The sequence below is a fragment of the Rhodococcus sp. 66b genome (assembly GCF_002076325.1).
GTDB classification, from domain to species: domain Bacteria; phylum Actinomycetota; class Actinomycetes; order Mycobacteriales; family Mycobacteriaceae; genus Rhodococcus_F; species Rhodococcus_F erythropolis.
This window is the reverse complement of sequence record NZ_MUZB01000010.1, coordinates 100305-123540: the sequence shown is the minus strand read 5'-3', so window position 1 is coordinate 123540 and position 23236 is coordinate 100305. Positions and strand designations below refer to the sequence as shown.

Below are 23236 nucleotides of genomic sequence, written 5' to 3'. Positions count from 1 at the left end.
ACTCCGGCTTGTGTACCCCGCTCTTTTTACACCTGTGCCGGCGCCGGGGGCGAGACCCGCCACGCGACGGCGATCAGAAGAACCGTGAATGCCGAAGCAGGCCACAGAGCGTGAAGGCCGATCCACCGATGAACGAGCGCACCGACTACCGCGCCCGCGATCAACCCCGCGCACATCCCGAAGTGCTGCAGCCACGCCCACTTCGGGCCGCCCAGAAAGGCTCCGGTGAGACGCTGGCCCATCTTGACCAGCGCACCGGTCATGTACGTGACACCGATCGTCACCTCACCGTCGCGTTGGAACACCGAGTTGACGGCTCCCATCGCCAGGGCCATCGCCGAGATCGCGCCTGGGGTGACGTCGAGGCTGCTCATCACCGAACCGATGGCCAGCAGTCCAGCCACAACCGCAAGCACTGTGACCTTGCGGGTCCGGACGGAGTACCGCTCCGTGAAGTGGGTGACGACGGTTCCCAGCGCGATTCCCAGGAGGAAGAGCACGATGATGCCGCCTGCCACCCGCGCGGTCGACCACACCCCGTCGGCAAATGCGACGCTCGCCTGCGTCATGTTGCCGCTCATGAACGAAACGAAAGGCCCACCGAGCGTGATGAATCCGAGCGCGTCGACGTAGCCGGCCAACCCGGCGAGCGCTGTCGCCAGGCCGATCAGCGACCTGCTGTATCCCGTCACCCGACGAGCTCGGTTCAGCTCAGCTTGCTGGTGCGCAGCTCGTGGCCCTTGGACGTCTTGCACCGGCCGGTCTCGAGATCCCACTGCCAGCCGTGCAAATCGCAGGTGAGGTTGGTGCCGTCGACGACACCGAACTTCGACAGGTCAGCCTTGAGGTGGGGGCAACGACGCTGAATCTCGTAGCCACCCAACTCGATAGACGCGCTGTCGTCGTGCGCCTCGGCGAACCAGCCGTCGGCGTATGCGATGCGCTCGTCGGTGAGGCACTTGAAGAACGTGTAGAGGAACTCGTTGTACCCACCGATGCGCCACGCCGTGAAGCGTGTCGACAGGAAAATGGTGTTGACCCAGTCTGGCTCGTCGTCACGCAGAACGGTGCGAACCAGTTCGGGAGCAATGCGGAAGCCGTAGCGGTACTTACCTTCTCCGTCGATGGGCTCGCGAACGATCCGCTTCGGGAAGTCGAGGACGACCGTCTCCTCTCCCATCACGAGTCCGACGGGGTAGCCGATTCCGTCGCAGATCAGATCGGACTGCGCCATGATCGGCTCGAACTTGGCCTTCAGACCGTCGAGCAGCGGCTCGCCTTCGGCCGGAGCCCACGTAGCCTTCTGCGCGGCGATGACCGGTGCCATCTTCTGCGCCATCTTCTCGATGTACTCGGCCTTGTTCGAGAAGATCTTGTCGACGTCCGCGTCCGGGATGGGATGCGTCAGGGCAACCTTCTCGCTTCCGCGAAGTTCGACGGTCGAGCCGGGGATCATCAGCAGACCACGATCGTTGCCGTTGATGCGCATCTGCTCGAGGAACGTGATCTGGTCGGGGAAGATGTTTCCCTCGTCGCCGTGATCGTCGTTGAGGTAACGCAGGTCGTCGTCGAGGAAGACCGGCGGGCCGGCCGACGGGACAACCCAGGCAGCGTCGACCTGGGAGATGTAGTTGCGGCAGCGGTCCATGCCGCGCTGACGCTTCTGCTTGCCGAAGTTGCGCTTGGTGCCCTTCGGGATGTCGTAGACCATCGGGTACCAGATCGCGCCCGAGTACTGCAGCAGATGGATGTCGACCTTCCCGAAGGCGTCGGTCAGCGGGTCGAGGTCGACGGGCCTGGCGTCGTTCATGTTGAAACAGGTGGTCTCCCCGTCCGAGACGACCAGGCCTGAGTCACCGATCGGACCGTCCGCGGGAGCGCGCAAAGCGATGATCATGATGTCGAGATCGCCCTTGGGACCGCTGACGGTGTGCTTGACGGAGTCTTCCGTCTCGAAGAACTTGTGGAAGCCGAGCTTCTCGAGCTCACGCTTGAGGTCCGGCACCGGGTAATCGGGGAGCAGGACGGTGGCGTCCTTGTTGACGTGCGCGATCAGGTTCTTCGGATCGAAGTGGTCCTTGTGCAGGTGCGAGACGTAGAGGTAGTCGCAATTGCCCAGCGCGTCCCAGTCCAGCTCGGTGTTGTCGGGGAACGGCACCCAAGACGCGAAATACGTCGGGGTCACCCATGGATCACACAGGATGGATCCGGCCTCGGTCTGGATGTGAAATCCTGCGTGGCCGACGCTGGTGATCTGCATTGCAACCTCCGAAATCGTACTGCTGGTGCACCCAGCATAGTCGGCGCCATCAGGGCCAAATCGCGATCGAGGAGGCGGCCGGTTGTGACGTCATGCACGTCAAAGGTCGAAAGTGGGTTGTGATTCAGGCGGGCCGGTGACGCCGACAACACTCTGCGCGCTGGCGTGTTCGCCGTATTTCTTGGCGCTCATGGGAGCTGTTTCGCCATTCCCGAAGGCAGCCCCTAAGGCTAACCTAACAAATATGACTCGACTTCTTTCTCCCTCCACGACCGATCGCGACTACTGGGCGATCGTGGACAACCTGACGCGGCGCGGTTTCTTCGGCGTCGGCGCGGGCGTCGCTGCAGCCGCGTTTCTCGCCGCCTGCAGCAGCACGGAAAGTTCGACGCCCGATAACGCGGAGACCTTCGAGTTCACACGCGGCGACGAGAAGCTGATCATTCCGACGGACCCCCAGAACGTCGTTGCCCTCGATCCACGCGACGGCCTCGAATTGTCGATCCTTGCGGGGTACCCGGTAACCGCCTACCCGACCGGCGCCGCCGAACACCTTCGCCGCGAGGTCCCGGATGCCACCGGTGTCGAGATTTTCGCCGAAGGTGCTTCGGATCCCAACTTCGAATACATCTCGACCCTCGGCGCGGACCTTCTCGTCCTCAGCGCCGGCTGGTGGGACACCGGGTCGTACGGCAACGACCGGATGCAGCAGATTGCACCGGTACTGCCCGTCGGCAAGGACTTCACCCCGGAGTGGCGCAAAGTCATGTCGGACTTCCTCACCGGCATCGGGCGCAGCGATCGCGCCGAAGAAGTACTCGCCGAGTACGACGCCCATATAGCTCAGGTCCGCCCGACCGTCGAACCGCTGATGGCCGGCAAGAAGGTTGCCTTCGTTGCCGCCGCCGAGGATCAGATCGCGTGGTTCCAGAACGATTTCCGCACCGCCGTCGCCGAGGACCTCGGGTTCGAGGTGCTCCGTGAAGGCCCCGACCTTCGCGTGATGCTCGGGTCGGAGCAGTTCAACCGTCTCGAAGAAGCCGACGTCATCTTCGCCTTGGATCGCAGCGCCTCCGGCAGCGTGTACACCTCGCCGACGTGGCAGCGCCTGCCCGCCGCACAGGCCGGTCGCGTGATTCCGTTCGACTACTACAAGGCCGCGGGATACGCCTTGACCGCCAAGGTCCTGGTCGACGACTTGGCGGCCGGGGTCAAGCGCTAGAACTACCTTTTCAGCAGAGTGCGGATCGCCTCGACCACTTCGGCAGGCGCCTCTTCTGCCATGAAGTGACCTGCGGACAGCGTGCGGTGCTCGAGATCGGGCGCCCACGCTTTCCACCGGGCCTCGGCGTCGTAACCGAGCATCGAACCCCAGTCCTGCTGAATGACCGTGACCGGCATGTGCAGTTGGTTGCCCGCCTCCCGATCGACCTGATCGTGTTCGATGTCGATGCCTGCCGACGCCCGGTAATCGGCAACGATCGACGGCACCGCCTCCCGCGAGGCGCGCAGGTATTCCGCCCGCACGTCTACCGGAATCGCTTCGCGGTTCTGCGTCCACACGTCGAGAAAGTACTCGAAGAACGCGTCGGCGCTGGCGCTGATCATCTGCTCGGGAAGACCAGGTGGCTGAGCCATGAGATAGAGATGGAACGCCACAGCAGCATTCGATCCGTGCAGGATGTCCCACATATCCAAGGTCGGGAGCACGTCCAGCGAACCGAGCTGTGTGATCACATCCGGGTGGTCCAGCCCAGCTCTGACGGCAACCAGCGCACCACGATCGTGGCCGACGAGGGCGAACTTCTCGTGTCCCAGCTTCTTCGCCACCTCGACAATGTCGGCAGCCATTGTTCTTTTGGAGTAGGTGTCCGGGTTTTCCTCGACCGGTTTGTCGCTGGCTCCGTATCCGCGGAGATCCGGGCAGATGACAGTGTGATCCGACGCCAAGGCAGTGGCTACGTGACGCCACATGAGGTGAGTCTGAGGGAAGCCGTGCAGAAGGACGAGTGGTGTTCCGCTTCCGCCGACCGCGACGTTGAGCCGCACCCCGTCTGTTGTGGAAATCTGCTGATAGTCGAAGCCTGGAATGGTGATCGTCATCGGTCGCTCTCGTTTGTCGGGGTGATGGCAATCAGCTTCGCCGCAGTCGATGAGCATTCGATGAGCGCGATAGCGTGGGGAAATGCGAGACCACACATTTTTCGGAGTTCTCGGGCCCGTGGTCGCGTGGAACGATTCGTCAGGGTTGATCGATCTGAAGGGCCCGCGACACCGAGCGGTTCTCGCTCGTCTGCTCATTGCCCGAGGACGTGTTGTTCCGGTGGACGTGATTGTCGACGACTTCTGGGTCGATCCTCCGGCCGGGGCTACCAGTGCAATACGTACGTTCGTTTCCGCACTGAGGCGCGCGCTCGAACCGGATCGTGCCCCGCGAACGAAGCCGAAAGTCATTGTCACCGAAGGCCCTGGCTACGCCTTTCGTGCTGCACCCGACGCGGTCGACGCTTGGGAATTCGAAAGACTGGTACGTGAAGCCGCCGATTCGACGCCGGCGCAATCACTCGAACTGCTCCGAACCGCGCTCCAACTGTGGAGAGGGCCGGCCTACGCGGAGTTCGCCGAAGAACCGTGGGCTCGATCTGAGCGGTCACGCCTCGAGGAACTGCGTCTGACTGCCGTCGAACGCTTCGCATCCGCGCAACTCGATCTCGGGCGAACTGCCGAAGCGATTCCCGATCTGGACGCCCACGTCACGGAACACCCTTGGCGCGAGGACGGTTGGCGACTACTCGCTCTCGCGCTGTACCGGTCCAACCGTCAAGGCGATGCTCTGGCAGTCCTACGTCGCGCACGCGAGCTACTCGCCGAAGAGTTGGGCATCGACCCCGGGCCACGACTGACCGACCTCGAGTCCGACATTCTCCGCCGCGAAAACCACCTGGATCCTGTAGCGGCAGAACAGATCTTCACTCAGGTTTCGGCAGCGTACGACCGGACCGTAGCGGCAGGATCGAAATCGAGATTGGAGTCAACCGTCGGCCTCCTCCGAAGTTTGGCAGTTACGGGCGGAAGCGGACTCGAGACTGCCCGAAACCAACGACTGACAATCATCGGTGCCGCTGAACAATTGGACGATGTCGAACTCACCGCACGGATCATCGGCAACTACGACGTGCCCGGAATCTGGACACGATCCGACGACCCTCGGCAGGCTGCGCAGATCGTCGCGGCCGCTCAGCGCACCCTCGATCGACTTCCGGTCGGCAACGAACCCGCTCGGGCCAGACTGTTGGCGACAATTGCACTCGAATCGCGCGGACTGTCCGGTCATCGTGGGCTCGAATGTGCCCGCGCTGCAGTGCAGATCAGTCGCGCTCTCGACGATCCAGGTCTCCTGGCTTTCGCTCTGAACGGATTGTTCATGCAGACGTTCTGGACTACCGGTCTGGCCTCCGAGCGCGACGGCATCGGCCGTGAACTGGTCGACCTCTCCGCTCGACACGGACTGTCCACCTTCGAGATTCTCGGCCATCTCATCCGTATGCAAGCGCTCGGCGCACTGGGGCAATTCGACGCAGCCGAGCTACACGCCGAGACAGTTGATCGATTGGCCGGACGTCACGAACGGCCGTTGGCAGCGGTGTTCACCACCTGGTTTCGCGCTATGCGAACGGCCACCACCGGCGCAGAAGCGGCGCACTGCGAGAAGCTGTACGAAGCTGCGGCAGTGAACCTTTCCGGTTCCGGCATGCCGGGTCTCGAGGACGGCATACTCCCTCTCGCAATTCTCGCCCTCCGCGTGTGGCGGGGACTGCCGGCAATTTTCGACCCGGCTACGCAGTGGGGCCCGTACGAACCCTGGGCCCGGCCACACCTGCTCATCGCACAGGGGCAGGCGAACGAAGCAGCGAAGGCCGTCGAGGCATTGCCGGACCCGCCCAAAGACCTACTCTCCGAGGTACTGTGGTGCCTGACTGCCGCGGCGGCCACTGCAGTCGGCGACAGTCGAGTCAAGGAGCGTGCTCGAGCGGCGCTCTTACCTGCCGCCGCCGAAATTGCCGGCGCCGGAAGCGGAATGCTCACAGCGGGACCCGTCTCGCACTATCTCGCCACACTGCAGTAGACCGGAACCATCAGGTGAATGCAATCACCGTGTCACCCCACGCCTCCCGGATTTCGCAATCCAGATCAGCGACGACGGCATCGTGCTTGTCGATCAACAGTGTCGAGCGTGTATCGGTGTCGTAAGTCGGCCATCCCGGGTCCGCACCCAGTTCACGATCGGCCCCGGTGCCGTAATCACCTGCAGCTCTGGCGAAATCCAGCCACCTCGCCTGCATACGCTCCGATACATGACGCGCCGTGCTCAGCCCGCCCAGTTTGTAGGTGATGTCCCGCGCTCCGTGATTGATGTTGCCGAAGACGTAGGCAAGTTCGGTCCCGTGGGTCGCACCAATTTTCAACGCCATGAGCATCGGCGGCGCGTAGTCGAATCGGTACAACCAGGTCGGTGCAATCTTGCTGTGCGCCTCGGCAATCCACAGCGTGGGCAAACGAAATCCGAAGTCACGGGTCAGCCCGAGACCAGCGCCCAGCTTGGACAGCCCCGAATACGCGCCTTCGATCTGAGAATGATCGGGTAGCTCGAGCCCAGGGTGCTCGTCGGCGATCTCCGCGAACATCGACGTGATCACGACGGGATCGATCGGCATCAACGGCGATTTCATCATCCGGAAGAGCGAAGATTCGTCTTTGTTGGTTCCGATGATCAGCGGAATCGGGTGTGCACTGCCGTGACGGAACGCGCGCACCGGGTAATCAGGGAGCAGATCACCGTCGACGATCGGCGCGAACGCCAAAGTGCCGGGCGTCTCCTGAGGGACGCGAGCAAACAGTTCGTCTGACGGCCCGATCAAGTCTTCGGCAGACGTGGACCGCAATAGACCCAGATCGCCACCGCCGCTGAAGATCTCCAGAAACAGCTTCGCGACGATCTCGCCACGTTCACTCCCGTACACCGAAGTGGCGGGGGAACTCTCGGCGATAGCGCGATGAAACAGGCCACGGGCGGACGGCACGGTCATCAGCGTCGTCACCGCTCCGCCACCTGCCGACTCGCCGAACAACGTCACCCGATTCGGATCACCACCGAAGGCCGCGATGTTGCCTTGAACCCATTGCAGCGCTGCAATCATGTCGCGGAGAGCGACATTGGGCTCGAAGGTATGTTCACTCGAATTGAAGGACGAGAAATCGACGAAGCCGAACACACCGATGCGGTAGTTGATCGAGACGACGACAACGTCACCATTTTCAGCCAATGTGGTTGCGTCGAACAGTGGTTGGCTGGATGCTCCGCGAAAGTACGCACCGCCGTGAATCCAGACCATAACCGGTTTACCCGGCGCATCAGAGCCGACGGGGCCCGGCGCCCATACGTTGAGAAACAGGCAGTCTTCATCCATCGGAACGTTCTCGCCGAGCGGGATCATCGAAAGTCGACTTTGCGGTTCACACGGACCGAATTCTGTTGCGTCTTGAATCTCGGTCCAAGGCTGCGGCGGAACGGGTGCGCGGAAACGCAACGGCCCGACCGGAGGTGCCGCGTAGCGGATCCCGTTCCAACTCGATACCGCACCTTCCGTGGATCCACGAACCGGCCCGTACGTTGTCTCGACTATTGGCGCTTCGCTGGGTGTGATCGTCATTCGATTGCTCCTCGAGGATCCGTACCGGCCCTCAATGCTGCCAGCATCCGGCGCAAATCGGACATGTTTGCCGGATTCACTCTGCTGGCAGTCATGCAAGGCTATCGCCAGGTCATGCGCCGGATTTCGTGAACTTAGCCAACTCCCGCAATCGGACCAGATCCCAGGCATGCCTGGGCCTACGGACGCCCGGACGGTCTCGGGGGACTCTGACTCTCAGTGCCTGCGGGCTGACCGTGCACCTGACGGGAGTCGGCATCACCAGAGCCTCACCGTCGACGCCGACCGGAATCTCGTCGGTGTCGGCGTCGATGATCACCTCGAATCCGGTGCCCTGAGCCAGGCCTCGTTGATGCGCCCGATGGAGTAACCCGACGGCCTGACGGGCGCTGCCGACGGAGATCGCCACGATCCCGAGAGTGCCCCGGTCCAATCGCGGGCGATGACCGAGCCCCGCCAGGTCGTTCATCTCGTACGGTCCGTTGCTGACCAGAACCGCCTGTGGACCCACCGCGGACACGCTCGGGGAGCGCGCGGTCAGCACCGCTCCGGCGCGTCCGGCGAGCAGATCCGGGAGTTTCTGCAGGAATGTGCTGGTCTTGGCGTCGCGGTACTCCGGACTCTGGACAACTTCGGCGTATGCCCCGAACGATGCATTGTTGACGAAGGTTCGACCGCCGACATTACCCAGATCCACCGTCACCTCGACGCCGTCGACAAGCGCGTCGAGGCACCGTGACGGATCGTCGAGGTCGAGACCCAGATCCGCGGCGAAGTGATTGCGCGTCCCGGCGCTGACGACCAGGAAGGGCAGGTCGTGTTCGGCCGCGACAGCGGCAACCAACGCCTGAGTTCCGTCGCCACCGGCAACACCGAGTAGGTCGGCGCCGTCCGCGACCGCCTGCCTGGCCAAGGCCGTCACGTCGATCTTCTCCGGCCCCTCGAGCAGTACGACCGTGGCCCCTCGTTCCTCGGCCTTGCGTTTCAAGTCGAACTTCTCGACCTTGCCACCGCCGGAGTTCGGATTCATCACGAAGAACGGTTTGGCGGGCGGCGGCGCCGGTCGCTCGACCACCGGCAGTTCCTTCTCCTCCCCCTCCAAAGCGGCGCGGGCGCAGATACCGGCTATGACGAACAATCCGATCGAGAGCAGCACCACCCACAAGAGGCGTTCTCGGATCAGGAAGGCGAGCACCACGATCGGCGTCAGAACCGCCACAGCCAACGAGATCCAGCGGAGGAATCCGCGGGTGGTCAGAAACCAGTACACCGCTACGACGCACACGACCACCCCACCGATCCCCAGGATCAGCATGGTCAAGGTTTTCAGTCCGGCGAAAATCAGGAGCACCACGACGGCAAGAACCAGCGCCGCAAATGCCGCGCGCGCCAACCAACTCTGTTTCGACGAGGGCCGATCCGTGCGGACAGGGGTCGTCATCGAGCCACCTCCCGCAGTTCGCCTCGTCGGATATTCAACTGTTGATATTGCCGTGTCTGTCTCCTCAGGACTAGCCAATTACCTACCCTCGGAAACCCACTTTTCCAGCGCTGATACTTTATGACGACACCTCGTCATAAAAAGGAGAAGGCCCGTGACAACACCGACGTCCGCAGCATGGGGATCTTCGGAGGAGCCTCTGACCGTGGTGCGGAAAGCCGGTCTTCACGGACTGCGGTGGACGGCCTGGCTGGCCGGCGCGACAGGCCTCGCACAATTGGTGTCGATCGGGCTGAACCTAACCGACACCGTCCACGGAATCGTCCCGACCACGTACCCGCCTGTAGACGTGGCCTGCAGCGTTGTCGCGCTCGTTCTCCTGGTCAGCCTGCTTGTCGGCCGACCCAAGGGCCCCGCGATGTTGTCGGGTCTCGCCCTCCTCATGGCCATGCTGATGGCGCCGACCCTCCACAAACATGCACCCGAGTCGCTCTGGCTGGCGGCGGCACACGCCGTTTCGGTCGTCGCCGTCATCATGCTGTCCGTGATGACTTCGAGGTTCTCCAGTGCCGAGTTGGATCGGCCGTGACACCGGATTCACCCCTCTCGCTTGCGGCCGAAGAATGGATCACCGATCTGACTGCCGCGGAGATGGAGCGGTTGCGCAAACGCACGACGCTCACCGCCGCCGAAGCGCAGGAAGTCTGCCGATCCGTACGCTCGATCGCGCAGCAGATGATGCTTGTACCCGTCTCGATGTGGCAGGGTGATCCACGCCTTGTTGCGGATCTGTTCGACCTCCCCGTGACCATGAATCAGACACAGGAGGATCGACCATGCCGAAGCTGACCGGTGGCGCGACAACCGCAGAACACAAGATCGCGACCCGAGAAGCCATGTTGGACGCGTTCATTCGCGAACTTCACGAGCAGGGCTGGCAGAACGTGAAGCTGCAGACTGTGGCCCAGGCAGCCGGTGTCTCACGGACAGCGGTGTACAACTACTTCCCCGACAAATCTGCGTTACTGCTTGCCTGGTCCACCCGCGAGATGGACAGATTCCTGCTCCTGGCCGAGCGTGAACTCGCGGATCGCGAGAATCCTGTCGACCGAATCGAAATCCTCGTCAAACTGACGCTCGTCGAGTTCTCACTGCAGCGATTCACGGGAATCGCGTTGGTCGAATTGCTGTCCGCGCAAGATCGCGAAAGTTTCCTCGAACATATTGTCCCGCTGTCGGTTCTGGTAGAACAGCTCGTCCAGGAAGGTGTCGACGCCGGCGTCTTTGTCGATTCCGATGCTGCCGCGTCCGCGCAACTCATCCTCGCCTGCGTGGAAAGCCGACGCCCGATGCTCATGGCCGGCGACCGAGTGGACACCGTCGTGGCGACCACCGTCCCGTTCATCATGCGCGCGTTGGGCGTCTCGTGGCCGACTTCCCTCACCGCCGATCCCACCGATCGGCCTGCTCACGATCGGTAGGATCGCAGGTATGCACTTCGACCTCCCGCCCATCGATCAGCAGGCCGAACGATTGATCGAACTCGGGGTACACGAGATGGCCGGGCTTTCTGCCGGCGACGTCAGGGCAGCCGCCGCAGCCGGACAAGGTGAGGTGGGACTGCTTACCGTGCACGAAAAACTCGCTCCAGCTTCCATTTTGACTCCCCTGCTCGAGCACAAGAACAAGCGGGGCTTCATTGTCGTCGACATGGCCGACGTCGATCTGTTCGCTCCTACCGAGCCGGCCGCGTTGCCTGATACCGCGATGTATCTGCTCGGTAAAGTCGACCGCGGGGATCACCTGGCCAATTGGAGCCCGGACGAAGCACTTCCCGCGATCGTTGATGCCGACCGTACGCCGCTGACCCTCGCCGAAGGCATTCACTGGCTGTTGCAGCGCCCCGACGTCCTCGAACGCGGAAAGTGCTTCATGACCATCGGCTCCCGATTGCCTAAGCCTGACGGAACTTTCGACACCAGAACCCCGGCTGTGTGGATCAGCAACGGAACCGGCCGGGACGGCAAAGACAACCGCAACGCCCCGAAAGTCGGGTGGTGTTGGTGGGGTAACCGCCACACGTGGTTGGGGTTTGCATCGGCCGGCGGGCGGACGTCGCTCCCGGGTTAGAGCACGGTTGCGCGGTCGAATCGGTATCGATCCTTCCACGGCATCGCGTTCTCCAGCGTTGCAGCGGCAGAGAGCAATTCTGCGTCGCAACCCCATTTCGCCGAGATCATCACGCCGAGTGGAACACCGTCTTCCGTCCAACCGAGTGGCAAGCTGATCGACGGGAATCCAGTTGCGTTGGCGACGATGGTGTTTCCCGTGAAAGCGACCATGTCGATCAGTTCGGTCGCGGGGTCTTCGTCATTACGTAGCTCACCGACTGCCAACGGCGGTGTTGTCACCGTCGGGGTGACAACAAGATCGGCGTCGGCGTAATCCAGGCTCCACCGCCGCGCCCATGCCTGAACAACTCCGATTGCCGCGGCCAGATCGCCCGACGGCACTTCGTTCGCTCGAACACGTAAGTGCTGCACTATCGGACGGAGAAGGTGTTCGTACTCTTCTGGAATGGGCTTGGTGCCGGCCAAGGACGAGAACATCGTGGTGAAGGCATCGACGAAGGCGTCGTCTCGGACCTGAGGTCGTTCGAACACGTTGTGTCCCAGGCTCTCGAGAACGACGCCCACCCTCGATACCGCCTCGGAGACTCGTGGGTCCACCGTGCCGCCGGATACCGAGCCATGAGCGAGGGCGACCGTCAGGGGGCGAGAGTGCGACCCTTCTGCCTGGACGACAAACTCTTCGAACGACTTCGGCCGGGGCGGGTGAATCGTCCCGGCGCCAGGTCGCGTCGCCAGAACATCCAGCAGTGCAGCGGTATCGCGAACCGTTCGGGCGATCGGCCCCTTGCTCGCAAAACCGAAGTTGTCGTGACCTGCCACCCCCATCGTGATCAGACCGCGACTCGGCTTGAGACCCACGACTCCGCACGTACTTGCCGGTGAACGCAACGACCCGGCGGTGTCACTTCCCTGAGCAAACGGCACCAGACCAGCGCCGACGGCGGCCGCTGCGCCACCACTGCTACCGGCAGCGCTACGTGTGCGATCGAACGGACTGCGCGCGGGCGGAGCAACTTCCGGCTCGGTGTAACACGCTGCCCCGAACTCGGGCACCGTCGTCTTGCCGATGTCGATCAGACCACCTTCTCGGATCGCCTCAACGATCTCGTCATCGGCGTCCGGCACGAAGTCCCGAAAGAGCGCCGATCCGAAGGTCGTGCGGATGCCGCGAGTCGCGTCGAGGTCCTTGATAGCCGTCGGGACGCCGAACAGGCGCGGAAGCGGTCCGGCGTCCCGCGCGTCCAACCTGCGCTGGGCCTGCTCGGCGAGTTCGATCGCATGTTCCCCGGCGATCGTCGTGAATGCACCCACGTCATCGGAAGTGGTCGCACGATCGACGAAGTACCGTGCCACCTCGGGGATCGAGACCTGCTTCGCGGCGATCACTGCGGCGAGTTCGACAGCGGACAATTGATGGAGATCAGTCATGGGGCAGCACTCCTTGTAGGTCAATCGGCACTTGTAATTTCGATACGCGTATCGCTATTGTTGTCAGCATGGTATCCGAATCCGCCTGCTCCGCAAGGGCCGGTCGACCAAAAGCATTGAGTCACAGACAGATACTCGATGCTGCGGCCGAGATCGCCGATACGGACGGCCTGGACGCGGTCTCATTTCGAGTGCTCGCCGAGCGACTGGGCATATCGCCGATGTCCGTCCACCGCACTACCGGCGGCATCGACGCGTTGAGGCGAGACCTGATTTCCACCCTCGTGGGAGAAGCCGTCTCGTCGATCGACTGGCCGACCGACTGGCGCGGGGTTGCCCGCACGTTCGCCTACGGTCTACATGACCTTCTGATGAAGCATCCTCTCGTTCTGGAAGCCCATCGGCAGGCATCACTGGAAGCGCCCGGCGCCGACGATACCGCCCACCGAGTCGTGCGAGCGCTTTCGCAGGCCGGCCTCGATGACGAACAGGCCACTTACGCGTACGGCGCCGTGCATGATTTCGTGACCGGACACGTCGCAATTCAATTGGGACGCGGAGCTTTCGACAGTGCACCCGCCGATCGACGCGAGGCATCGGTGTTCGCGCTTCATCACGATCCCGCCCGAAGGTTCGAATTCGGAGTCACGCTCATTCTGGATGGCGTGGCGTCGATCGCGCAGCGAGGAAGCACAACATGACAAGTAGCGTGACGACAACCGAAATTCGTGGCACCTCGGGGCGCCGTATCGCGTTCTGCGAGTACGGCGATCCGACTGGCCGGCCGGTAGTCGTGGTTCATGGATCACCTGGCAGCCGCTACGAGGGGCTCTCACTCGACAACGCGGCTGTGACGGCGGGTCTACGGCTGATCGTCCCAGATCGCCCCGGCTTCGGGCGCACAGATCCACACACGGACAAGGGATTTCATTCCTGGGACGACGACTACGTCACTCTGATCGATCATCTCGAGTTGGACTCGGCCACACTGATGGGCTTCTCCGGAGGCGGCGGTTACGCGCTCGCAGTCGTTGCGGCCGTACCCGAACGAGTCTCGAAATTGGTGCTGGCGTGCGCCATGATTCCCGGAGCCCCACGAGATACTTTGCGGCGCAGGATAAAACTGGTATCCGCGCTGTACTTTGCCGCCAACTGGGCTCCCCGCATGGCTGGCGCAATGCTTGCGGGAACCGGAGTGTTCTCCAAGTTGCGCAGCGACTCCGTCTCGATCTGGCCGGCCGCCGATCAGGCCGTCATGACCGACGAGTCGCATCGCCCTGCTCTCCAATTGGATTCATCCGAAGGGATCGCACAGGGCGGATCCGCAGGGGTTGTCGACTTGGCGAGGTATCGCCACGAGATGCCAGGTTTGCTTCAATCCATCTCGGTACCAACGGTTTTCCTGCACGGAACCGATGACAGGAACGTACCCATCGAAGTTGCCCGCTGGGCCCACTCGATGATCCCCCACTCTCGCTTCGAAGAGGTCAACGGGGGCGGTCATTTGTTCGTAGTCGCAGATCCCACGCCACTCATTCGCGCCCTCGAATAACCTCTTGACTCGAACTGGTGTTCGAGTATTGTTAGAGGTGGGGATCGGGGGATTCAATGAGCGTCTTGTTGTCGGATGTGGTGTCTGGTTCTGCGGTGGTGTTGCGTGGACGGCTGTGGCAGTTACCTGCTACTGAGTTGCGTGCGGCTGCGGTGTCGGCGAGCGCGGAGATTCTTCGTCTCGAGGCGGTGCGGGTGGCGGTGGTGGACGAGTTGTCGTTGCGGCCGGATGATCAGGTGATTGCCAGCCGCGGGGTGGGTTGCTGGTTGGCGGCGAACACGATGCTGCAGGTTCGGGACGGGAAGAAGATCGCCGCCCTCGGTGCAGCGCTACGGCCGTTTCCGGCAGTGGCTGCCCGGTTCGATGACGGGGACTGCTCCTTCGATCATGCCGTGTTGATCGTGGCGTTCTGCGAATCACCACCAAAGGGCATGCCGGAGGAAGCGCTCCCTCGCTGTATCGATTTGTTGTTGGCTGCCGCGTCCGGGGTGGAGGCGACGACGACGAAGGTGCGGTACGTGATCGCGACCTTGGAGCGAGTGTTCGAATCCGATGAAATTCCGCCCGCCGAAGATGTGGATCGGAATGAGTTGCGGATCGCGTCGACGTTGAATGGTCGGGTGGTGGTGCGCGGAGATTTCGATGCTCTCACCGGGGAAATGTTGTTGTCCGCCCTGTCGAATCTGACGATGCCCACCCCGGCACCCGATGGAACTCCGGATTCTCGGTCGGCGGCGAAGCGGACCGCGGATGGGTTCACGGAACTGATCCGCCGCTATCTGGACTGCGCGAAGACCGGTACGGATGGTGGTCAGCGGCCGCACGTGAACGTGCACATCAACGCGCGTGATTTGGCGGAGCATCGGGACTGCGCCGCCGCACCCTCGCCCGATGGTGGTGGAGTGGCTGTGTCGGATCTCGATGTCGGGCACATGCCGTGGCTCGGACCACTGTCCGTCTCGCAGACCAGACTCCTCGGATGTGACTGTTTCCTCTCCACCGTCTTGCTCGATGATCACGGGGCGCCGCTCGATGCGAAACCCGGAAAGAGGTTGGTCACCGCGGAGCAGCGAGTGGCGCTGATCGCCCGAGACAAAGGCTGCGCGTTCCCCGGCTGCACATGCGTGCCCGCCTGGACCGATGCACACCACATCCGGCACTGGGCCAACGGTGGCCCGACCGTGATGAACAACCTTGTCCTACTGTGCCGTTCACATCACCGGCTGATGCACCGAAAAGCCGGCTTCGTCGGAAAATGGGTGATCCGCATCGGCGCCGACAACAAACCCTGGTTCATCCCACCACCCTCGATCGACCCGCAGCAGCACCCGCGGCCGGCGAACACCACCTTCAAAACCTGAGGACGAACCTCAGGCACAACAGAACACGGCCCAGCACCGCATCGAAGGAGTCCTCGATGCGGTGCCGAAAGCCGTGCTCAGGCCTAGCCGGTGATCGTTCAGCCCAAGTCCGCGACGATCCTCTCGGCGAGCGGCTTCGACGAAGCCGGATTCTGGCCAGTGTAGAGCTTCCGGTCCACCACGACATAAGGCGACCACGCCTCAGCCTTCGAGAATTTGCCGCCCAACTCGCGTAGCCGAGTTTCGAGCAGCCACGGAGCCTTGTCCGCCAGACCAGCCTGCGTCTCCTCTTCATTGGTGAACGCCGTCAGCTGATAGCCGTCGAACAGCCAGCTTCCATCGGATCTCTGGGCGGGCAGAAGTGCCGCCGGTGCGTGACAGACCGCCGAAACCACCTTGTCGGCGTCCAAGAACTTCACCAGAAGCTCGCCGAAGGATGCCGACACTGCAAGATCTTCCATCGGTCCATGTCCACCTGGCACAAAGACCACGTCGTAGTCGGCAGCATCGGCGTTCTCCAGAATCTCCGGCGAATCCAGCACCGGCTGCAGATCGGCGATGTACTTGCGCATACGATCAGCGCCTTCTTGCCCGCCGTTGACCTCAGGCGCCAGGCTTCCCTCATCCACAACGGGGGCTTTACCGCCAGGCGTCGCGATCACGATGTCGTAGCCGGCCTCGACGAAAACGCGATGCGCCTCGACCAGTTCTTCCGCCCAGTATCCGGTTGGGTGGGCTGTCCCGTCGTTCAGCGTCCAGTGATCTGCAGAAGTGACTGCAAACAACAGCTTTGTCATCGCGCAACCTTTCGTCGTAGCCAGGAACCGTCGTAGTCAGGAACCGTCGTAGCCAGGAACCCCGAGACACGGAACCCCGGCGAACGCTCCCTTGGATGAAACGCACTCAACCGGAGGGAATTCCGCATCGGCCGTTCCAGTGCGACTTCTCACCAACGGGGCATACAACCCGTCATACCCACATTCCAGCTCGGATATTTGGGGCGAACAGTGCGATCAGGTCAGTACGAAGGCCACGGCAAAAAGTGTCCAGGCGGCAGCAAGAACCGTCGACGCCGCAGTAACTGCCCCGGTCACGGCAGGTCGAGTGCTGCAGTTGCGCGCCGCGATGATCCCGACCGTCATCAAGGTCAGCGCCATCAGGAATGACAGAACCACGATCTTCACCAGCAACCCCTTCGACGTCGGCCAACAGAACCGAAGGCCATTTAGATAGTACACAAATAGATCGCGCATTAATCAAATGGAATCAGTCAGGAAATTCTTGACAACATTCAATTGAAACTGTCAGGCTAAACCTGACGAATGGAGAACTTCTCATGCAAGATCTGATCGAGACCGCCCTGACCGCAAAGATCGAGACCGCCGCAACTTCGACGGCCAACGTCGCAATCACCGAGGCCGGCGCGCAGGCGGACAAGATTGTCGGAACGGATCCATTACCTGGCAGCCCCGAATGGGAGGCAGAACAGGGCACCGACATCCCGGCGCAGCGTCAGATGGCTTGGCAGTTGGCAAGTTTCCGGATCCAGCTCGCCGCAGGCATCGATTCGACGGCAAGCGTCATGAGCCTGCGAAGATTCGGCGCGACATGGGCAACCATCGGCCGCGCTGCCGGAATGACCCGTCAGTCCGCGCATGAACGGTGGGGTCGACGTGTATCGGACATGCTCGATCCTTACGGGGTCGGGTTGCCGCCCATGGTGCCGAATGATGATCCGACTCAGCCCTGACTACCAATCGTGTGACTACTGATCCGACAGCAGCGCATCTGCTTTCGCGACCAATACTGCACGCTCACGCTCGTTCCCGGCCAGCCTCGCTGCTTCGAGGAGTTCGGTTCTAGCCTCCTCGGATCGGCCGAGCTGACTGAGCAGTTCCCCCCGAACACTGGGAAGCAGGTGGTAGTCGGCCAATTCACCTGAAGCGACAAGCTTGTCGACGAATTCGAGCGCAGGGCCAGGACCGTATGCCATGGATACCGCCGCCGCATGATTGAGGTCGACCACGGGCGATGGGGCCAGTTGCGCCAACGCCTCGTAGAGGATGACTATCTTCTTCCAATCGGTGTCATCGAAAGTTGCTGCTCGCGCATGACATTCGGCTATCGCTGCCTGCAAACCGTACGGGCCACGTCCACGCCCGACGGCGTCAGCTCGTTCCAGCGCCGCAAGCCCACGCGAGATCTGTAGGCGGTCCCACCTAGTCCGGTCCTGGTCCGCCAGCAGGATGGGCTCACCTGTCGAGGTTGTCCGAGCGCCGAATCTCGAGGCTGTCAGCTCCATCAACGCGACAAGGCCGTGTACCTCGGATTCCCCGGGGACTAATTCGGCGAGTATTCGCGCGAGCCGCAGAGCTTCAGCACTGAGGTCCGCCCGCATCCACTCGTCCCCCGAGCTGGCTGCATAACCTTCGTTGAACACCAGGTACAGGACTCCGAGGACGGCGCTCAACCTGCTCGAAAACTCTTCTCGTCCTGGAACTTCGAAAACCGCTTTCGAAGCGGTCAACGCCTTCTTCGCACGGACTATCCGCTGCTGAACTGTCGCGGTCGGCGTCAGGAACGCCTTCGCAATTTCTTCGGTGGTCAACCCGCCCACAATCCGAAGAGTCAAGGCCACCTGCGCTTTTCGATTCAACACCGGGTGACAGGCGATGAACATCAGCCGGAGGACGTCGTCGTCGATCCGATCCGGATCCCAGCTGACGTCGTCGAAATGCGAAGCGTCGTTCTCGAGTTCACGCGCAAAGTGGGCGTAGCGCTCGTCCAGCCTCTCACGTCGTCGCCACCCGTCGATTGCTCGACGCGTCGCAACGGAAGTCAGCCAGGCAGCGGGATTTCGGGGAACGCCGGTGGCAGGCCACTGCTCGACAGCTTCGAGCAGAGCCTGCGCTGCCAGGTCTTCGGCGAGATCAAGATCTCCGACGGTGCGAGTCAACGTGGCGACGATCTTCGCGGATTCGATTCGCCAGACCGCGTCGACAGCCTTTCTCGTTTCTTCTCGCACCGCCTCGTCGGTCATGGTTCAGCCTGCGACCGGACGATCGGTACCGAGCTCTTCGCGCCAGCCGGCTTCCTTCTGGATGTACTCGTTGTCCTGATCGAAGTCCGACATCTCGCTCACGCGGCGCACCTCGAGCTTGCTTCCCGGCCCGAGCGGGCAGCGCTTCGCCCATTCCAAGGCTTCGTCTTTGGTCGACGTCTGAATGATCCAGAATCCCGAGAACAACTCCTTCGTCTCGCCGTACGGGCCGTCGGAAACCAGCGGCGGATCGGACTCGAAATCGACGATGAATCCCTCCTCCATCGCCAATCCCTCACCCGCCAGCAGCACACCGGCCTTGATCAAGGATTCGTTGTATTGCCCCATCGCGGCGATGATCTCGTCGAAGTCCAGGTCCTTGGATGCTTCGATGGCTTCGTCGGTGGAACGCATGATCAGCATGTACTTCATGAGAATCTCCTTCGTTTGTGGACCGCTCATTCGGTCCCTCTGCCTACACGTCGAACGGTAAAGACGCCGATCGACAAACTTCCGAAACTAATTTTCGAAGGACAAATCCGCCGGTCGAATACGTTGCCCACGGTATCGGCAGAAAGGTCGTCTGGCAGCTCAGAAATCGAGAAATCCTGGCACGACTTCAACGGCGTGCCCGGCCGCGTCAGCGCTCCCGTAGAAATACACCGAGCCGTAGCCAAACAGGTATTCCTCGACGAACTCGGGTTGCGGCTCGGCAACCACCGGCCATCCCTCTTCATCGATCTGGAACAGGAAGCGATGCCCGTCCGCCTCGACGGCATCGGCGTAGGACGGTTCATTTTGTATGAGTACCGGTTGCGGCGCGATCAACACCAACGGCATCACTTCGTCGTCTGCGGGAAGATTGACCAACGCCGCGCTCCCCAGGCCCTCGTGAGTGCCGGCCGATTCCGCACTTCGTGATGACGGCGGGTGCAGGACTGCCCTGAACCCGATGTCCGGGTATTCGAGGTCGTCGTCGCCGATGGAGAATCCCCGACGGATGAAGACGGAAAGCTCTCGCGCACCGAGCCACGGAGCCGTGTGCGCCTCGAGCGTCAAGAGATACACATGCGTCTGCAAAATCGGCTGACCAGCGAAAACCTGCGGCGGGCGTCCACCAATCCTGGACCCAACTTCCGAATCGCTCGAACCCACCCCGAGATGTACTCTGTCCACCGGCGTCATCCTAGGGAGATCCGACGGGCGTCGGAAGAAGACTCTCCGATTTCCTACAAACCACTGGTGACGTAGGCCACATTCAGGCTCGATGATGAGTGCATGACAACATTCCCCACTCTCGACCCCGAACTCGCCGCAGCACTCACCATGCTCCCGAAGGTGGACTTCGCTGACCTCCCCAACGCGCGGGCCACCTACGACGCTCTGATCGGCGCCATGTTGGCCGACCTGCCATTCGACGGAGTCTCGCTTCGTGAACTGTCCGCTCCTGGCCTGGACGGCGATCCGGAAGTCACGATTCGTTTCTTCACCCCGGACAACACCGCCGGCCCTGTCCCCGTTCTGCTCTGGATCCATGGCGGCGGATTTGCAATCGGCACCGCTGAGTCCAGCGATCCATTTTGTGTCGAGGTAGCGCGCGAACTCGGATTCGCCGTTGCAAACGTGGAGTACCGCCTCGCCCCCGAAACCTCCTTTCCCGGCCCCGTCAACGACTGCTACGCAGCACTCCTCTACATCCACGCCCATGCCGAGGAACTGGGGGTCGATCCCAGCCGCATCGCAGTGGGCGGGCAGAGTGCAGGCGGCGGATTGGCCGCAGGCACTGTCCTCAAAGCCCGCGACGAGGGCGTTGTGCCCGTGGCATTCCAATTCCTCGAAATTCCTGAACTCGACGACCGTCTGGCGACTGTCTCGATGACGAACTTCGTCGACACACCGTTGTGGCACCGCCCCAACGCCATCCTGTCGTGGAAGTACTACCTCGGCGAGTCGTATTCAGGTCCCGAAGATCCTGACGTCTCCATTTACGCTGCGCCGTCCCGGGCGACCGACCTCACCGGTCTGCCGCCGACCTACCTGTCCACCATGGAACTCGACCCGCTCCGCGACGAAGGAATCGAATACGCCCTTCGACTGCTGCATGCGGGAGTCAGCGTCGAATTGCACTCCTTCCCCGGAACCTTTCACGGGTCGGCACTAGTGGCGACCGCAGCAGTCAGCGAAAGAGGTGCCGCCGAAGCCCTCACTGCGCTCCGGAGAGGGTTGCGTTCGCTGTCGCCTGTCTCGTAGCGTTGCGAGATGCAAGGACTGATGTACCGGCTTGCCGAGCTCGATGCAGACTCGGCAGGCCTGGTACGTGTCATCGATTACTTCGACACGCTCGTGCGGCACGGCTCCGACACCGCATCTCTGCTTCGCGCGAGCGCGCAGTTGGCGGACTGCGTTGTAGGTATCGAGATCGTGGAACACGGTAGAAGCAAGAAGAATTTGCGCCGTTGTGACCCACGCGGCCGATGGTCGCCCGAACCCCAGTTCCCTCCGAGCATGGCCAGGGACATCGCTGTAGACGACGAGGTTCTCGGGAAAGTATGGATCGAGCGTCCTGGTGCGCACTTGCCGCTCGACGAAATGCTCGTCGACCGAATGGCCCTGACCGCAGCGATAATCCTGCAACCCCGACGCTTGCCTACCGAAGCCGAGCACACTCGAAATCTGTTGTTCCCGATGGATGAACTCGCGGTGCTCACCTCCTGCGCCGGTCTCGGTATCGAACCCCAAACCCCAGTCCGCGTCATGGCAATCAAGGCAGTCTCAGACACGGCCGGCGGCACTGCACACCTTGTTATTTCGCAAGATTGCACACCTGGCAAAGCCGTTGGGATAGAAGCTGATGGCGAGTATCTGAATCTCGTGGCGGGTTCGTTCGCACCGACACCCGAGCTGTCCAAGTTAGCACTGTCGTCATCCATTCGCGCCGGAATATCTTTGGCTGCTTCCGCTTCCGAAGTGAATACAATACTCAGCACTGCACGATTCGCTCGCGCACAGGCGTCAGCAACAACACCGATCGTGAACGCTGACGATCTCGGCGCCCTCAACCTCCTGGCACCGGGATCACACATCGATCACTCGCGAATACCGGATCTGGTTCTTGCCGAAGAGATCGGCGATACCAAACAGGGATTGGAACTACTCGAAACCTTGAGGGCATACCTGCAATCCGGAACATTGAGGGCCGCAGCCGATTCCATGCATCTTCATCACAGCAGCGTCGCGCACCGATTGGCAAAGCTGTCCCAGCACGTCGGATTCCACGTCGACACCTTCGAGAACCGGGCACGCGCAACGGCCATGATGCTGGTCCTCGATGGCAGATAAGGCCCACCGCGCATCACTTGCGCTACGCAGTGGTTGACGATCTTTCGCGTTCGGCGAGCGCAACGAAGGGTGCAAGCGCGGGATTCGGGTTGTCCGGACGGTAGGTCACGGCAACTTCGAGAGTCGGCTGCACACCGGCGATCTCACACAGATGAATACCCGGAATTCGGAGCATCCGGGCCCGCCCCTGCGGGATCGGCGCAATTCCCACCCCGTCCGAGACGGCGTGCAAAACCTGCTCGTCGTCAGCCTCGAATCGAACGATATTGGGAGTGCTGTCGGGCCAAAGTTGTTCGAGCGTCCGCGAATACATCCCGGGTGCATTCGCCTCGGGCCAGAATACGACGGGGATGTCCACCAGATCTCCGAGTTCGAGTGTCGTTCGATCCCCGAACGGATGATCCACGGGAACGGCGACCAGGATAGGTTCGGTGTCGAGGACGATCAGGGGAAGTTCACGATCGTCGTCATCGAGCGGCGGTCGCACAACCGCGATGTCGACCGCTCCGGTTCGGACGAGGTCGACAGTCTGCGCCGAAGTGCCCCGGTGCACGACAACTTCGACGCCTGGATAGAGCTTGCGATAAGTGCTGACCAGATCTCCGACGGCGCCACCCGCCCACGACCGGGTGTACGCGATGCGCAGTTCCCCGTCCACACCGCGTGCAGCCAATCGAATTCGTTCGACCGCCCGGTCTGCGCACCCGAGTAAGAAGCGTGCCTCTCGTACCGCTACCCGCCCCGCGTCGGTGAAAGTGAACTGCGGACCTCGGCGATCCACCAGAGGAACTCCGAGTTCGCGCTCGAGAACCTTGATCTGCTGACTGAGTGCAGATTGCGCCACGTGGACGTTCGCGGCAGCGCGAGTGAAGCTGCCGTGATCCGACAGAGCGATCAGATAGCGTGCGCGCTGCAGGTTCATACGGCGATTATAAGAAGAACAGATGGTGGTGTCACTACTTGGTCTTGGAC

24 protein-coding genes are annotated in these 23236 nt (G+C 62.0%); 12 read left to right on the top strand and 12 right to left on the bottom strand.

Features of this window, described 5'->3' with window-relative positions:
- Positions 1-26: 26 nt before the first annotated feature.
- Both B0E55_RS19735 and B0E55_RS19730 read right to left on the bottom strand, forming a co-directional pair.
- Positions 27-692: a YoaK family protein gene (locus B0E55_RS19735; protein WP_019745905.1), complete on the bottom strand. Its 666-nt coding sequence runs from the start codon at positions 690-692 to the stop codon at positions 27-29.
- Between the two features lie 14 nt (positions 693-706).
- Positions 707-2260, bottom strand: a complete 1554-nt coding sequence (locus tag B0E55_RS19730) for an MBL fold metallo-hydrolase (protein ID WP_021345977.1) — start codon at positions 2258-2260, stop codon at positions 707-709.
- Positions 2261-2504: 244 nt separating this feature from the next.
- Here B0E55_RS19730 and B0E55_RS19725 point away from each other — a divergent pair, with 244 nt between their 5' ends.
- Positions 2505-3482, top strand: a complete 978-nt coding sequence (locus tag B0E55_RS19725; protein WP_080910273.1) for an ABC transporter substrate-binding protein — start codon at positions 2505-2507, stop codon at positions 3480-3482.
- A 2-nt stretch (positions 3483-3484) separates the two neighbouring features.
- Here the strand turns inward: B0E55_RS19725 and B0E55_RS19720 are convergent, their stop codons facing one another.
- Positions 3485-4363: an alpha/beta fold hydrolase gene (locus B0E55_RS19720; RefSeq protein ID WP_080910359.1), complete on the bottom strand. Its 879-nt coding sequence runs from the start codon at positions 4361-4363 to the stop codon at positions 3485-3487.
- A gap of 82 nt (positions 4364-4445) precedes the next feature.
- On the opposite strand from B0E55_RS19720, the gene B0E55_RS19715 reads away from it, so the two are divergent.
- On the top strand, positions 4446-6386 hold the full coding sequence (locus B0E55_RS19715; protein WP_080910272.1) for a BTAD domain-containing putative transcriptional regulator: 1941 nt from the start codon (positions 4446-4448) through the stop codon (positions 6384-6386).
- Between the two features lie 10 nt (positions 6387-6396).
- On the opposite strand, the gene B0E55_RS19710 is transcribed toward B0E55_RS19715, so the two are convergent.
- Both B0E55_RS19710 and B0E55_RS19705 read right to left on the bottom strand, forming a co-directional pair.
- Positions 6397-7971, bottom strand: a complete 1575-nt coding sequence (locus B0E55_RS19710) for a carboxylesterase/lipase family protein (protein ID WP_080910271.1) — start codon at positions 7969-7971, stop codon at positions 6397-6399.
- 112 nt (positions 7972-8083) lie between these two features.
- Positions 8084-9412 carry a diacylglycerol/lipid kinase family protein gene (locus B0E55_RS19705; RefSeq protein WP_020909604.1) on the bottom strand — a complete coding sequence of 443 codons (1329 nt, stop codon included), beginning with the start codon at positions 9410-9412 and terminating at the stop codon, positions 8084-8086.
- A 154-nt stretch (positions 9413-9566) separates the two neighbouring features.
- On the opposite strand from B0E55_RS19705, the gene B0E55_RS19700 reads away from it, so the two are divergent.
- The 4 genes from B0E55_RS19700 to B0E55_RS19685 are packed head-to-tail and all read left to right on the top strand — an operon-like array spanning position 9567 to position 11542.
- Complete coding sequence (locus B0E55_RS19700) at positions 9567-10001, top strand: hypothetical protein (protein ID WP_080910270.1); 435 nt, start codon at positions 9567-9569, stop codon at positions 9999-10001.
- On the top strand, positions 9998-10261 hold the full coding sequence (locus B0E55_RS19695) for a hypothetical protein (protein WP_019745914.1): 264 nt from the start codon (positions 9998-10000) through the stop codon (positions 10259-10261). The genes B0E55_RS19700 and B0E55_RS19695 overlap by 4 nt, the downstream gene beginning before the upstream one ends.
- On the top strand, positions 10249-10893 hold the full coding sequence (locus tag B0E55_RS19690; RefSeq protein WP_020909606.1) for a TetR/AcrR family transcriptional regulator: 645 nt from the start codon (positions 10249-10251) through the stop codon (positions 10891-10893). The genes B0E55_RS19695 and B0E55_RS19690 overlap by 13 nt, the downstream gene beginning before the upstream one ends.
- Positions 10894-10903: 10 nt before the next feature.
- Entirely contained in the window at positions 10904-11542 is a 639-nt protein-coding gene (locus B0E55_RS19685; protein ID WP_080910269.1) for a DUF5701 family protein, read from the top strand.
- Here B0E55_RS19685 and B0E55_RS19680 read toward each other — a convergent pair.
- On the bottom strand, positions 11539-12972 hold the full coding sequence (locus B0E55_RS19680; protein ID WP_080910268.1) for an amidase: 1434 nt from the start codon (positions 12970-12972) through the stop codon (positions 11539-11541). The genes B0E55_RS19685 and B0E55_RS19680 overlap by 4 nt on opposite strands.
- Before the next feature lie 68 nt (positions 12973-13040).
- Between B0E55_RS19680 and B0E55_RS19675 the strand changes: the two genes are divergently transcribed.
- From B0E55_RS19675 to B0E55_RS19665, 3 genes are read left to right on the top strand one after another with little or no spacing between them, the layout of a single operon-like run.
- Positions 13041-13673: a TetR/AcrR family transcriptional regulator gene (locus B0E55_RS19675; RefSeq protein ID WP_241896098.1), complete on the top strand. Its 633-nt coding sequence runs from the start codon at positions 13041-13043 to the stop codon at positions 13671-13673.
- Positions 13670-14524, top strand: a complete 855-nt coding sequence (locus tag B0E55_RS19670; protein WP_080910267.1) for an alpha/beta fold hydrolase — start codon at positions 13670-13672, stop codon at positions 14522-14524. The genes B0E55_RS19675 and B0E55_RS19670 overlap by 4 nt, the downstream gene beginning before the upstream one ends.
- 56 nt (positions 14525-14580) lie before the next feature.
- Positions 14581-15885: an HNH endonuclease signature motif containing protein gene (locus tag B0E55_RS19665; protein ID WP_080910266.1), complete on the top strand. Its 1305-nt coding sequence runs from the start codon at positions 14581-14583 to the stop codon at positions 15883-15885.
- 98 nt (positions 15886-15983) lie between these two features.
- Here B0E55_RS19665 and B0E55_RS19660 read toward each other — a convergent pair whose 3' ends face one another.
- Positions 15984-16682, bottom strand: coding sequence for a type 1 glutamine amidotransferase domain-containing protein (locus B0E55_RS19660; RefSeq protein ID WP_019745921.1), 699 nt, complete (start codon positions 16680-16682; stop codon positions 15984-15986).
- Between the two features lie 216 nt (positions 16683-16898).
- A complete protein-coding gene (locus B0E55_RS31930; RefSeq protein WP_021333309.1) occupies positions 16899-17069 on the bottom strand; it encodes a hypothetical protein in 171 nt (56 codons plus the stop codon).
- A 152-nt stretch (positions 17070-17221) separates the two neighbouring features.
- Here B0E55_RS31930 and B0E55_RS19655 point away from each other — a divergent pair, with 152 nt between their 5' ends.
- Positions 17222-17635: a hypothetical protein gene (locus B0E55_RS19655; protein ID WP_069145347.1), complete on the top strand. Its 414-nt coding sequence runs from the start codon at positions 17222-17224 to the stop codon at positions 17633-17635.
- A 15-nt stretch (positions 17636-17650) separates the two neighbouring features.
- Here B0E55_RS19655 and B0E55_RS19650 read toward each other — a convergent pair whose 3' ends face one another.
- The 3 genes from B0E55_RS19650 to B0E55_RS19640 all read right to left on the bottom strand — a co-directional run bounded on the left by B0E55_RS19650 (position 17651) and on the right by B0E55_RS19640 (position 20110).
- On the bottom strand, positions 17651-18925 hold the full coding sequence (locus B0E55_RS19650) for an RNA polymerase sigma factor (RefSeq protein ID WP_080910265.1): 1275 nt from the start codon (positions 18923-18925) through the stop codon (positions 17651-17653).
- Positions 18926-18928: 3 nt separating this feature from the next.
- Complete coding sequence (locus B0E55_RS19645; RefSeq protein WP_080910357.1) at positions 18929-19357, bottom strand: YciI family protein; 429 nt, start codon at positions 19355-19357, stop codon at positions 18929-18931.
- A 159-nt stretch (positions 19358-19516) separates the two neighbouring features.
- Positions 19517-20110, bottom strand: coding sequence for a hypothetical protein (locus B0E55_RS19640; protein WP_080910264.1), 594 nt, complete (start codon positions 20108-20110; stop codon positions 19517-19519).
- Positions 20111-20203: 93 nt separating this feature from the next.
- On the opposite strand from B0E55_RS19640, the gene B0E55_RS19635 reads away from it, so the two are divergent.
- Both B0E55_RS19635 and B0E55_RS19630 read left to right on the top strand, forming a co-directional pair.
- Positions 20204-21175 carry an alpha/beta hydrolase gene (locus B0E55_RS19635; protein ID WP_070795454.1) on the top strand — a complete coding sequence of 324 codons (972 nt, stop codon included), beginning with the start codon at positions 20204-20206 and terminating at the stop codon, positions 21173-21175.
- 9 nt (positions 21176-21184) lie between these two features.
- Entirely contained in the window at positions 21185-22264 is a 1080-nt protein-coding gene (locus tag B0E55_RS19630) for a PucR family transcriptional regulator (RefSeq protein ID WP_020909619.1), read from the top strand.
- 22 nt (positions 22265-22286) lie between these two features.
- On the opposite strand, the gene B0E55_RS19625 is transcribed toward B0E55_RS19630, so the two are convergent.
- Positions 22287-23186 carry a LysR family transcriptional regulator gene (locus tag B0E55_RS19625; RefSeq protein WP_029256610.1) on the bottom strand — a complete coding sequence of 300 codons (900 nt, stop codon included), beginning with the start codon at positions 23184-23186 and terminating at the stop codon, positions 22287-22289.
- Between the last annotated feature and the right edge of the window lie 50 nt (positions 23187-23236).